This is a genomic window from Xanthomonas cannabis pv. cannabis (genome assembly GCF_000802365.1).
In the GTDB taxonomy this organism is placed as follows: Bacteria; Pseudomonadota; Gammaproteobacteria; order Xanthomonadales; family Xanthomonadaceae; genus Xanthomonas; species Xanthomonas cannabis.
On the sequence record NZ_JSZE01000111.1, the window covers coordinates 1 to 11,488 of the forward strand.

9 protein-coding genes are annotated in these 11,488 nt (G+C 66.9%); 5 read left to right on the forward strand and 4 right to left on the reverse strand.

Features of this window, described 5'->3' with window-relative positions; all coding sequences use genetic code 11:
* Nucleotides 1–523 precede the first annotated feature (523 nt).
* The 3 genes from OZ10_RS16600 to OZ10_RS16610 all read right to left on the reverse strand — a co-directional run bounded on the left by OZ10_RS16600 (nt 524) and on the right by OZ10_RS16610 (nt 5,597).
* Nucleotides 524–3,358, reverse strand: a complete 2,835-nt coding sequence (locus OZ10_RS16600) for a valine--tRNA ligase (protein ID WP_039413705.1) — start codon at nt 3,356–3,358, stop codon at nt 524–526.
* A 207-nt stretch (nt 3,359–3,565) separates the two neighbouring features.
* Nucleotides 3,566–3,991: a DNA polymerase III subunit chi gene (locus tag OZ10_RS16605; RefSeq protein ID WP_003490202.1), complete on the reverse strand. Its 426-nt coding sequence runs from the start codon at nt 3,989–3,991 to the stop codon at nt 3,566–3,568.
* A gap of 121 nt (nt 3,992–4,112) precedes the next feature.
* A complete protein-coding gene (locus OZ10_RS16610; RefSeq protein ID WP_039565976.1) occupies nt 4,113–5,597 on the reverse strand; it encodes a leucyl aminopeptidase in 1,485 nt (494 codons plus the stop codon).
* Nucleotides 5,598–5,704: 107 nt separating this feature from the next.
* Here OZ10_RS16610 and lptF point away from each other — a divergent pair, with 107 nt between their 5' ends.
* The 3 genes from lptF to OZ10_RS16625 all read left to right on the forward strand — a co-directional run bounded on the left by lptF (nt 5,705) and on the right by OZ10_RS16625 (nt 8,304).
* On the forward strand, nt 5,705–6,787 hold the full coding sequence (lptF, locus tag OZ10_RS16615) for an LPS export ABC transporter permease LptF (protein ID WP_039413717.1): 1,083 nt from the start codon (nt 5,705–5,707) through the stop codon (nt 6,785–6,787).
* Entirely contained in the window at nt 6,784–7,890 is a 1,107-nt protein-coding gene (lptG, locus tag OZ10_RS16620) for an LPS export ABC transporter permease LptG (protein ID WP_039413719.1), read from the forward strand. Before lptF ends, lptG begins: the two co-directional genes overlap by 4 nt.
* 120 nt (nt 7,891–8,010) lie before the next feature.
* Entirely contained in the window at nt 8,011–8,304 is a 294-nt protein-coding gene (locus OZ10_RS16625; protein WP_039413724.1) for a hypothetical protein, read from the forward strand.
* 141 nt (nt 8,305–8,445) lie between these two features.
* Here the strand turns inward: OZ10_RS16625 and OZ10_RS16630 are convergent, their stop codons facing one another.
* The gene (locus OZ10_RS16630) at nt 8,446–8,922 is read right to left on the reverse strand and encodes an RDD family protein (RefSeq protein WP_039413727.1); all 477 of its coding nucleotides are present in this window, start codon (nt 8,920–8,922) and stop codon (nt 8,446–8,448) included.
* Nucleotides 8,923–9,273: 351 nt separating this feature from the next.
* Between OZ10_RS16630 and xerD the strand changes: the two genes are divergently transcribed.
* Nucleotides 9,274–10,245: a site-specific tyrosine recombinase XerD gene (gene xerD, locus OZ10_RS16635; RefSeq protein ID WP_039565980.1), complete on the forward strand. Its 972-nt coding sequence runs from the start codon at nt 9,274–9,276 to the stop codon at nt 10,243–10,245.
* A 220-nt stretch (nt 10,246–10,465) separates the two neighbouring features.
* Complete coding sequence (locus OZ10_RS16640) at nt 10,466–11,266, forward strand: DsbC family protein (RefSeq protein ID WP_039413731.1); 801 nt, start codon at nt 10,466–10,468, stop codon at nt 11,264–11,266.
* Nucleotides 11,267–11,488: the final 222 nt, after the last annotated feature.

Here is an 11,488-nt window from a genome sequence, read left to right on the forward strand (position 1 = left end):
ACGAGCTTGCAGTGCCCGCTTGCCGTGTTACTGAACTGGCGGGCCTCACCTTGAAAGACAGCCGCATCCAGGGACTTCTTGCACACATCGATCCCGATTCCGCTCATGGGAGATCTCCGCTAGGCTGGAAATGTCGAGAGCTCCCTTGCCTGCCCAGTCTTATCGTTTCGAGTGTCACCTCGGGCAACTGTTCGGGCGAAACAAGGGAGATTCCGGCGTGGGTGCCAAGCTCCAAGGCGATCGCTCAGATCCAGGCTCATACGGCAGCCCCCGCCGGCTCTCGACACCTACGCTGCCACATTCCGAACAGATAAGGCTCTTCTGCGGCATCCATGCCGCAGAAGGTCCCGCGACGGTGGGCGGCCAAAGGCCGGTCACGATGGTCGGTGCACCACCAAGCAGTGCATGCATTCATCGCTCTGAGCGATCCGCCCAGTGCCCGGCCCGGTGTTGCCGTCGCATCGGTGCCGCTTGCACGGATGCGTGGCCGTGCAGTTGCAGCGCACCGAGACGATCCGCTGCGTCAGATCTTGGCGCGCTGTTCCCGCAGAGCGGTCAATTGCACGGTCCAGTCGTTCAAGCGCGCGCGCTCCTGTTCGACCACCGCCGCCGGCGCGTTCTGCACGAAGGTGGCGTTGCCCAGCTTGCCGTTGCACTTGCCGATCTCGCCTTCCACGCGCTTGATCTCCTTGTCCAGGCGGGTGCGCTCGGCTTCCATGTCGACCAGGCCTTCCAGCGGCACCAGCAAGGTGAGCTCGCCGACGATGGCGGCGGCGGCCGGTGGCGTGCCCTGGCCGGCGTCCAGCCAGTCGATCGTCTCCAGCTTGAGCAGGAACGACAGCTGCGAGGCGAAGCGGGCAACGCGTGGGCGGTCCTCAGCGGTGCCGGCCTGCAGCAGCAGGCGCACCTGCCTGGAGGGCGGCACGTTCAATTCGCTGCGCACGCGGCGCAATGCCGACACCATCGACTTCAGCCATTCGACATCGGCGTCTGCGCTGGCGTAGCTGCTGGTGTCCACATCGCCGACCTGCGGGAAGGCCTGCAGTGAGATCGTTGCAGCGGTGATGCCGAGGCGCGGTGCAACCTGCTGCCACAGTTCTTCGGTGACGAACGGGGTCAGCGGGTGCAGCAAACGCAGCAAGGCATCGAGCACGTACAGCAGGGTGTGGCGGGTGCTGGTCGCATCTGCGGCGTCCTCGCCGTTGAGCGCAGGCTTGGCCAGTTCCACGAACCAGTCGCAGAACGCATTCCAGGCGAACTCGTACAGCGACTGCGCGAGCAGGTCGAAGCGGTAGTTGGCGTAATGCGCGTGCGTTTCGGCGGTGACCTTGTCCAGCCGCGCCAGGATCCACTTCTCCGCTTCGGTACGCGGCTGCGGCACGCCGTTGAAGCGTGCGCCTTCGGTGTTCATCAGCACGAAGCGCGTGGCATTCCACAACTTGTTGCAGAAGTTCTTGTAGCCTTCGGCACGCCCCAGATCGAACTTGATGTCGCGGCCGTGGGTGGCGAGTGCGGCGATGGTGAAGCGCAGCGCATCCGCACCATGGGCGATGATGCCGTCCGGAAATTCCTTGCGCGTGGCTTTTTCGATCTTTTCGGCCATGCGCGGTTGCATCAAGCCATGCGTGCGCTTGGCAACCAGCGCTTCGATGCTGATGCCGTCGATGATGTCCAGCGGGTCGAGCACGTTGCCCTTGGACTTGGACATCTTCTGGCCTTGCGCATCGCGGATCAGGCCGGTGATGTAGACATCGCGGAACGGCACCTGGCCGGTGAAGCTGTCGGTGGCCATGATCATGCGCGCCACCCAGAAGAAGATGATGTCGAACCCGGTGACCAGCACCGACGACGGTAGGTAGCGCTCGAAGCCGCGCTCGGCCATCGCCTGCGCCTCCGGCCAGCCCAGCGTGGAGAACGGCCACAGCTGCGAGGAGAACCAGGTTTCCAGCACATCGCTGTCCTGATGCAAGGCGATCTCTGCGCCCAGGCCATGCGTCGCTCGCACCTCGGCTTCGTCGTGGCCGACGTAATACTTGCCGGCATCGTCGAACCACGCCGGAATGCGGTGGCCCCACCACAGCTGACGGCTGATGCACCAATCCTGGATGTTCTCCATCCAGTGGCGATAGGTGTTGATCCAGTTCGGCGGCACGAACTTGACCTGGCCGCTTTCGACCAGCTCCAGCCCGCGCTTGGCCAGCGCGTCCATCTTCACGAACCACTGGTCGGTGAGATAGGGCTCGATCACCTGGCCGGTGCGATCGCCGCGCGGCACCTGCAGTTTGTGCGGCTTGGTTTCGACCAATACGCCCAGGTCTTCCAGTTCCGACAGCACCAGCTTGCGTGCGTCATAACGATCCAGGCCGCGATAACGCTCCGGCGCATTCTCGTTGATGGTGGCGGTGACGGTGAACAGGTTGATCAGCGGCAGGTCATGCCGCACGCCCACCTGGTAATCGTTGAAGTCATGCGCAGGCGTGACCTTGACCACGCCGGTGCCGAAGGCGCGGTCGACATAATCGTCGGTGATCACTGGCACCTGCCGGCCGGTCAGCGGCAGCACGATGCGGGCGCTGTGCAGCGTGGCGTAGCGCGGATCTTCCGGATGCACCATCACTGCGGTATCGCCCAGCATGGTTTCCGGGCGCGTGGTGGCCACCACCAGATAATCGCGGGTTTCGCGCAGGGTCTCGACGCCGTCGGCATCGTGCTCGACGTGTTCGTAGGTCACGCCATCGGCCAACGGGTAGCGGATCGACCACAGGAAGCCGTCTTCTTCGACGTTTTCCACTTCCAGATCGGAGATGGCGGTCTTCAGCACCGGGTCCCAGTTGACCAGGCGTTGGCCGCGATAGATCAGGCCCTGTTCGTACCAGCGCACGAAGGCCTCATTCACCGCCGCCGACGGCTGCGGGTCCATGGTGAAGGTGCTGCGCGACCAATCGCTGGAGGTACCCAGCCGGCGCATCTGGCGCTCGATGGTGTCGCCGGATTCGGCCTTCCATTCCCACACCTTGGCGATGAAGCCTTCGCGCCCCAGCGAGTCGCGCGTTTCGCCTTTGCCTTCCAGCGCAAGATTGCGCGACACCACCATCTCGGTGGCGATGCCGGCATGGTCGGTGCCCACCTGCCATAGCGTGTCGTAGCCGCGCATGCGGTGATAGCGCACCAGCGCATCCATCAGCGTCTGCTGAAACGCATGGCCCATGTGCAGCGTGCCGGTGACATTCGGCGGGGGCAGCAACACGGTGTACGGCTCGCCCTTGCCGGACGGCACGAAATAACCAGCCGCCTCCCACTGCGCATACAGGCGCGATTCGAAGGAAGCGGGGTCGTAGCTGGAGGCGAGGGTGGTCATAGAGGTGCCGGGATTCGGGAATCGGGAGTCGGGATTGGTTGCGTCATGGGGCCGGCGAAAATCACTGGCCATCCACTCGTTAACGTCAGTGTTGGTGCTGTGGAGCGAACATCGGCCGCGTTGGATTGGTCGTTGGATGTAGCCTCAGGGGGCGCAGCAATCTGCTTTGACGAATCCCCAATCCCAACTCCCCAATCCCAGCCCCACTCACATGTCGTACTTGGTCAGTTCCAGGCCCAGGGCCTTGTACTGCTTCCAGCGTTCGCGCAGCGGTTCGCGGGCGGCGGGGTCGGCCGGCACGACTTCCAGTACGCGGTCGCAGGCGCCCAGGTACGGGTCGTCGCGCAGGTTGATCACTAGCGGGCGCGAGGGTGCGGCGAATTCGGGCGCGGCGATCAGCACCGGCGCCAGTTCGTCTTCCTCGTCGGTGCCGGCGATCTGGTGCGGCACATAGGCTTCGTCGTCGAACGCCCACAGCAGGTCGTCCAGCGCCTCGGCCTGTTCTGCATCGCGGGCCAGGATCAACGTGGACAAGTTGGCGTCGTTGGCCTTGCGCGCCAGCTCGCAGACCAGCCGCAGCGGTTCGTTGAGGAAGCGCGGCTTGGCGATCAGATAGAAGTCGGCACGGGGCATCAGAGCAGGGATTCGTTGAGTGGGATTCGGGATTGGTAACAGCGGGTCACTGTCTGCCTGCGAGTTGCTAAGGACGGCGGGATGCGTGTGCTTGCACGAATCCCGAATCTCCACTCCCCAATCACGCCGCGCCGCTTGCGGCGCGGTCGAGCAACCACTGCGTCAGCAGCCCGACCGGGCGGCCGGTGGCCATGCCGCGCTTGCCTTCGTCGCTGGCCACGCCGGCAATGTCCAGGTGCGCCCAGCGCTGGTTTTCGGTGAAGCGCGACAGGAAGCAACCCGCCGTGATCGCGCCGCCCCAGCGGCCGCCGATGTTGTAGACGTCTGCAAAGGTGGAGTCCAGCAGGCCCTGGTATTCGTCCCACAGCGGCAGGCGCCAGGCGCGGTCGAACGCATGCTCGCCGGCGGCCAGCAATTCGTTGGCCAGGTCGTCGTGCTTGCTCATCAGCCCGGCGGTCTGGTGGCCCAGTGCCACCATGCAGGCGCCGGTCAGCGTGGCCACGTCCACCAGCGCTTCCGGGTTGAAACGTTCGGCGTAGGTCAGCGCATCGCACAGGATCAGGCGGCCCTCGGCGTCGGTGTTACCGACCTCGATGGTCTTGCCGGACATGCTGGTGATCACGTCCGACGGGCGGTACGCATTGCCGTCGATGGCGTTCTCGACCGCCGGCACCACCACCACCAGGTTGATCGGCAGCTCGGCCTTGACCGTGGCCACGAAGGTGCCGATGACGTTGGCGCCGCCGCACATGTCGTACTTCATTTCCTCGATGCCGCCCTGCGTCTTGAGGTTGACGCCGCCGGTGTCGAAGGTGATGCCCTTGCCGACCAGCACATACGGGCGCGCGTCGCCGCCGCCGTTCCACTTCAGCACGATCAGGCGTGGGCGGTTGGCCGAGCCGCGCGCCACCGACAGCAGCGAGCCCATGCCCAGCGCGTCCATCTGCGCCTCGTCCAGGATCTCGGCCTCGGCGCCGGGAAACTTGCCGGCAAACGCGGCCGCGGTGTCGGCCAGGTAGGCCGGGGTGCAGTAGTTCGGCGGCAGGTTGCCCAGCTCGCGGGCGAACTCCACGCCCTCGGCGGTGGCCACGCCCACGGCCAGTGCGCGGGCGTCGTCGCCGGCGATGGCCAGGGTGCTCAGGCCGCTCTCGTCGACCTTTTTCTTGCCCAGGGTGGCGGTGTAGCGGTAGGCGGCATGGTCGCTGACGGTCACCGCCTGGCGGATGTTCCAGGCTGCATCGCGGGCCTTGACGGTCAGCTCGGTCAGGGTGAGCAGGGCGGTGCCGACCGCGCCGGTCTTCAGCGCACGGGTCGCATCGCCGATGGCCTTCAGGTAGGGCGCCACGCCGAACTTGCCGGCTTCGCCCAGCCCCACCACCAGCACGCGCGGGGCGCTGACGCCCGGCAGGTCATGGACCAGCGTGGTGCTGCCGGTCTTGCCGGTCACGTCGCCGCGTGCCACCAGGGCGCTCAGACGGCCCTGGCTGGCGCTGTCCAGCGCCTGGGCGGCAGGCGAAAGGGTCTTGTCGGCGAACACGCCAACCACGATGCAGTCGACGGCAGCGCTTGCCGGCGCGTCTTGGTTCAGGGTGAATTGCAGGGCCATTGATCAGATTCCGTAGGCAAATCCGTACAATCGCGGGCTGTTTACGCCAACCGGACTAGGCTGGCGGCGCCGCGAACGAATCCGAGAGTTTAAAACAAGCCCACCCCATGCCGAAGCTCGATCGATACCTGCTTAGCGATTTCACCCAGAGCTTCCTGGCCACCTTGATCGTGCTGCTGGTCGTCAGCGTCGGCGGTGTGCTGGTGGATATCCTCGGCAATATCGCCGACGGCCGCATCCCCGCTCGCTTGTTGCTGTCGCAGGTGGGCCTGCAGTTCGTGGCCTACCTGCCCATCATCCTGCCGCTGGCGCTGATGCTGGGCCTGTTGCTGGCGCTGGCGCGGCTGTACCGCGATTCAGAAATGGCCGTCATCACCGCCATTGGCGTGGGCCCCAGGCGCATGTTGCGGCCGATGCTGATGCTGGTGGTGCCGGTGGTGGCCATCATCGGGCTGTGTTCGCTGTGGTTGGGCCCCTGGGCCAGCCGCACCGCCGAGACCATGCTGGAAGACGCCAATCGCAGCGTGCTGATGGCCGGCCTGGAGTCGGGTAAGTTCACCCCGCTGTCCGGCGGCGGCGTGGTCTACCTGACCACGATTTCGGCCGACGGCAAGGGCCTGGGCAAGGTGTTCCTGCAGCGCCAGAAGGACGACCGCATCGATGTGGTCACCGCGCAACGCGGGGCGATGTTCTTCGAAGGCAAGACCGACCGCTACCTGCGCCTGGAAGACGGCTACCGCATCGAGGGCCCGGCCGCAGGCGCCACCCTGGACTACCGCCTGATGAAGTTCGCCAGCAACGACGTGGCGCTACCCGACCGCACCCAGGTGCACGATGCCAACGACCCGGAAGTGATGTGGACCACCCAATTGCTCAGCGATGAACGCCCGGCCGCGCGTGCGCAGCTGCACGAGCGGCTGGCGCCGCCGCTGCTGGCGCTGGCTTTTGCCCTGCTGACCCTGCCGCTGTCGCGCAGCGCGCCGCGCCAGCAGCGCTATGGCCGGATCATGCTGGCGTTCCTGGCGTACATGGTCGGCACCAATCTGATGATCGTCGGCACCCAGTGGATCGCCAACGGCAAGACCCCGGCCGCGCTGGGCCTGTGGTGGCTGACCCTGCCGCTGCTGGGCGTGGCGATCTGGGCATATGCGCGCGATGGCCGCGTGCGTCGGCCGAGGGTGCGCGCATGAGGCTGATGCCGCGGGTCCACGATTGGTACGTCGGTAGGGTAGTGTTGTTCACCGTGCTGCTGACCTGGGCGGTGCTGTTGGGCCTGGACCTGGTCAATGCGTTTGCCAGCGAAGCCAAGAGCATCGGGCAGGGCAGCTACAGCTTCGGGCATGCGGTGGCCTATGTGGCCTATACCGTGCCACGCCGGGCCTACACCTTGTTTCCCACCGCCGCCGTCATCGGCGCCCTGATGGGCCTGGGCCAGTTGGCGGCAACCTCGGAATTGACCGCGCTGCGTGCGCTGGGCGTGTCGCGCAAGCGCATGTCCGCCTCGGTGGTGGCCGCAATGGCGCTGCTGACCGCAGGCATGGTGATCAGTGGCGAGACGATCGGGCCATGGGCCCAGAACCAGGCCGACACGCTCAAGACCAGCGCGCGCTACAACAGCAACATGGCAATGGCGCGCTACTCGGGGCTGTGGGCGCGCGAGGGCGACACCTTCCTCAACGCACTCAGCGGCGAAGAAAAGCTGCTCGAGGGCGGCGGTACCGCGCTGGCCCTGCACGACGTGCGCCTGTATCACCTGGACGCCAGCGGCCGCATGCAGCAGCTGACCTACGCAGCGGTGGCCGAGCACCGTGACGGCCGCTGGACCTTGCGCCAGGTGCGCCGCGATACCTTCCAGGAACGCTCGGTGCAGCGCGAAACCTTCCCGGAACTGCCCTGGCAGTCGCAGCTGAGTCCTGCGGCGCTGGCGGCCGGACTGGCCAAGCCGCGGAATCTCTCGGCCCACGAACTGCAGCAGAGCATCGAATACCGGCGCCGCAACGGCCTGGATGCGCGCGATTACGAAGACCAGTACTGGAGTCGCTGGTTCTACCCGCTCAACGTGCTGGCGCTGTGCATGGCGGCCATCCCGTTTTCGTTCGGCTCGCTGCGCAGCGGTGGTCTGGGCAAACGCCTGTTCCTGGGCATCCTGTTTGCACTGGGATTCTGGCTGCTGCAGCTGTTCTTCGGCCGCATGGCCGGCGCGCTCAAGCTGGACTACCGCATCGCCTACGCATTGCCGCCGATGGTGATGCTGGGGGTGTCGGTGTGGTTGTTCAGGCGACGCAGTAGCTAAACGCTGCTGCTGGCGCGATGCGATGCCGGGTGTGCCGCAGGGCATTGCTGGTCCGTACGCGCGTCCGCTGGCGCGGCACGTCCGCCAGCCGGGGGATGATGTGCTAGCCAATGGTGCCGTATGCGTCGCGTAAGTATCGGTGGGCTGCTGCTGTGTCTGCCTTATCTGGCGGTAACCCTGCTGTGCGTCTGGGCCGCCAATGCGAGCACCGACCCGAAGGGGAGCTTCGTCCTGTTGCAGCTGCCGCTCACGCCGCAGCTGGAGATGGTGCATGCAGTGGGCGCGACGGCCTTTCTGGAGCATCTCTCCTGGGCGTGGGCGTACGCCCTGTTGTATCCGCCGATGCTGGCGGTTCTGTACCTGCTTGGTTACGGGCTGCAAGCACTGATCGAGCGGCCCTCTGCCGACTTTTAGGCAGCAGCGAAGGGGGTGCTGGCCGCCTTGCTGGACACGCGGTGCTGGCGGGCACGCCTTGGGGGCAGTGCGGTTGAGTGCAGACGCGTCACGCACGCCACTGCCATGTCGACGACGATGACGATGGTGCAGTGGGGACGGTTATCGGGGTTGATGGCCTGGCTTGATGCGGCGCTCCAGCCGGGTGCCACTCGCACGGTCATGCCAGGTCAGGCGCTCGCGATCCAGCCATGCCCACCAGAATCCGGCGCCGCCCAGCATCAGCGACAGCGTGCCCACTGCATAACGCATCCAGGCCTGTCGCCAGCTGGGTGATGGCCCTTGCAGCTGCAGTCGCCACGGGCGCATGCCCAGGGTCTGCCCACCGCGCCGCCAGCTCACCGTGGCGTAGATCCCGCCGGCGACCCAGCAGCACAGCCACAGCAGCCACTGCCAGCTGCTGAAGGGAGCGATGTTTTCCCGCGCCGGGTGCCCGGCGAGCGTAAAGCCCAGCGTGAATGCGGCGGAGATCAGCATCGACAGTGCCAGTACCGGCCAGGCGTCGTAGCACATCGCCAGCAGTCGCCAGCCCACCAGGGCGGGGGGCCGTGCAACGCGAGGCGACGGGATCGAGGTCATGGCGCGAGCATAGCGGCCGGCAGGCACGGCGCAACGCTGCGCTGCGGTGACGGCGATCCGGGGCGTGCACGTGCTGCGCCATCGCTACATCGCGCTGCGCCAGGCGTCTCGATCGGGCGCGTGCCTGTGCCCAGCGTCTGCCTGCCGTGGTGCCGGCTCGCGGCGCGTACACCGCCGCATTTCCGCCACACCGCTGCCGGTTATCGGTCTCTCTGCAGGTGACGCGGTCGGTCAAGCCTGGCACAGCCGCTTGGCGCAGCGGCACCACGACGCCGCGCATCCGGGCAGGCTGCGTGCAGGCGACAGCCAGCGCAGCGTCCCTCAACCGCGCCGCCCGTTTATGCTGTTGCGATGTCAGCCAGCAGTCCCGCCGAACGCCGCCAGCTTGCCCAGCAGTTGCCCCCCGTCCAGGCGGCCGACGCCGCGGCCATCGAGCGCTTCCTGGATCGGTTGTGGGCCGAACAGGGCGTGGCGCGGCAGACCCTGGAGAGCTACCGGCGCGATCTGGAGGGGCTGGCACGCTGGCGCGATGGTGCCGGCGGCGGCCTGCTCGGCGTCGACCGCGCGGTGTTGTTCGACTATCTGCGCTGGCGCACCGAGGCGCGGTATTCGCCGCGCAGCAATGCCCGGCTATTGTCGACCTTGCGCGCCTTCTACGGCCTGTGCCTGCGTGATGGCGTGCGCAGCGACGACCCCACCACGCTGCTGGACCCGCCGCGATTGCCGCGCTCGTTGCCCAAGGCGCTGACCGAAACCCAGATCGATGCCTTGCTGGCCGCGCCCGACATCCAGACGCCGCTCGGCCTGCGCGACCGCGCCATGCTCGAGCTGATGTATGCGGCCGGGCTGCGGGTCAGCGAGCTGGTCACGCTGCCGGCGGTGGGCGTCAACCTGCGCCAGGGCGTGCTGCGCGTCACCGGCAAGGGCAGCAAGGAGCGCCTGGTGCCGCTGGGCGAAGAATCGCAGCACTGGCTGGAACGCTATCTGCGCGAGACGCGCACGCTGCTGGCCGACGGGAAGCAGGTACCCGCCGTAGACGGGCAGGTGCCCCTGTTCATCGACGCTGCGCGGCAGCCGCCCAGCCGCCAGCAGTTCTGGTCGCTGGTCAAACGCTACGCGGCGCTGGCCGGCATCGACCCGGCAACGGTCAGCCCGCACGGCCTGCGGCATAGCTTTGCGACCCATCTGCTCAACCACGGCGCCGACCTGCGCGCGCTGCAGATGCTGTTGGGCCACAGCTCGCTGTCCACCACCCAGATCTACACGCTGGTCGCGCGGCAGCACCTGCAGACGCTGCATGCCAGGCATCACCCGCGCGGCTAGCGAGGTGTTGCCGGGACGGCACCGTCGCCTGCACGCGCGTTCCCCGAGGATCGATGGCGCCGGTCGCGCAAATTGGCGGCGCCCGCTGGCCTGCGGTGCATGCCTGGTGTCCAATGGTCACGAACCCACCGGCCGGCGAACGAACAAACTGTCGCGGCCGCTGCCTGGCTTCATCTGCCCTGTGCGAGAATCCAGCCACCCCATTCCACTGGATGCGTGAATGTATCGTCTTGCCATCGCCGCACTGCTGGGCGCCATCAGCCTCACCGCCTGCGCGCAATCCTCGCAGCCCGCGGCAAGCAACGCTGGCGCCAAGCCGGCCGCCACCGCGCCTGCCGCTGCCGGCAATGTGGATCAGCGTGTGGGCGCGGCGCTCAAGGCGCTGGACCCGGACTTCAAGCCCGACTACATCGGCGCCGCGCCGTTCCCCGGCTTCCGCGAAGTGGTCGTCGGCGGGCAGGTGCTGTACGTCAGCGACGACGGCCGCTACCTGATCCAGGCCCAGCCGTTCGACATCCAGAACAAGCAGTTCGCGGCCAGCCCCGGCCTGCTGGCCTATCGGCGCAAGCAGCTGGACACCGTGCCCAAGGCCGATCGCATCGTGTTCGCGCCAGCCAACCCGAAGTACACCGTCACCGTCTTCACCGACGTGGAATGCGGTTACTGCCGCAAGCTGCACAGCGAGATCGGCGAGCTCAACAAGCAGGGTATCGCCGTGGAATACCTGGCATTCCCGCGCATGGGGCTGGGCAGCCAGGACCACAAGGAAATGATTGCGGTCTGGTGTGCGGCCGATCGCAAGCAGGCGCTCACCGCCGCCAAGTCCGGCCAGCCGGTGGCGTCCAAGGACTGCAAGAACCCGGTGTCGATGGAATACACGCTGGGCCAGCGCCTCGGCGTCAACGGCACCCCGGCGATCTTTGCACCCGACGGGACCCAGCTCGGCGGCTACCTGCCGCCGGCGCAGTTGCGTGAAGCGCTGGAAAAGCGTGCCGTGACCACGGCGGGCGGCAGCCGCTGAGGCGGGCTCAGCCCTGATCATCGCGGCGCGTCGCCGATGGCGCCGTCGCGGTGGTGGTCTGTGCAATGACAAAGGCCCGGGTGCGTCCGCATCCGGGCCTTTGCTGTTTCCGGCGCCCGGACGCCATCTGGCCACATCCCCTACTGCCGGCCGGCGCAACACGCCGGCATGGGCATGGGCCCGCGCAAAGGCCTGCATGCCTGACGACTCCCGACTCCCGAC

Excerpts from the sequence above, each read along its gene's own strand:
- OZ10_RS16605 (WP_003490202.1), bottom strand. The coding sequence starts at position 3,991 with ATGCCCCGTGCCGACTTCTATCTGATCGCCAAGCCGCGCTTCCTCAAC.
- OZ10_RS16640 (WP_039413731.1), top strand. The coding sequence starts at position 10,466 with ATGTATCGTCTTGCCATCGCCGCACTGCTGGGCGCCATCAGCCTCACC.
- OZ10_RS16610 (WP_039565976.1), bottom strand. The coding sequence starts at position 5,597 with ATGGCCCTGCAATTCACCCTGAACCAAGACGCGCCGGCAAGCGCTGCC.
- OZ10_RS16625 (WP_039413724.1), top strand. The coding sequence starts at position 8,011 with ATGCGTCGCGTAAGTATCGGTGGGCTGCTGCTGTGTCTGCCTTATCTG.
- lptF (WP_039413717.1), top strand. The coding sequence starts at position 5,705 with ATGCCGAAGCTCGATCGATACCTGCTTAGCGATTTCACCCAGAGCTTC.
- OZ10_RS16630 (WP_039413727.1), bottom strand. The coding sequence starts at position 8,922 with ATGACCTCGATCCCGTCGCCTCGCGTTGCACGGCCCCCCGCCCTGGTG.
- xerD (WP_039565980.1), top strand. The coding sequence starts at position 9,274 with ATGTCAGCCAGCAGTCCCGCCGAACGCCGCCAGCTTGCCCAGCAGTTG.
- lptG (WP_039413719.1), top strand. The coding sequence starts at position 6,784 with ATGAGGCTGATGCCGCGGGTCCACGATTGGTACGTCGGTAGGGTAGTG.
- OZ10_RS16600 (WP_039413705.1), bottom strand. The coding sequence starts at position 3,358 with ATGACCACCCTCGCCTCCAGCTACGACCCCGCTTCCTTCGAATCGCGC.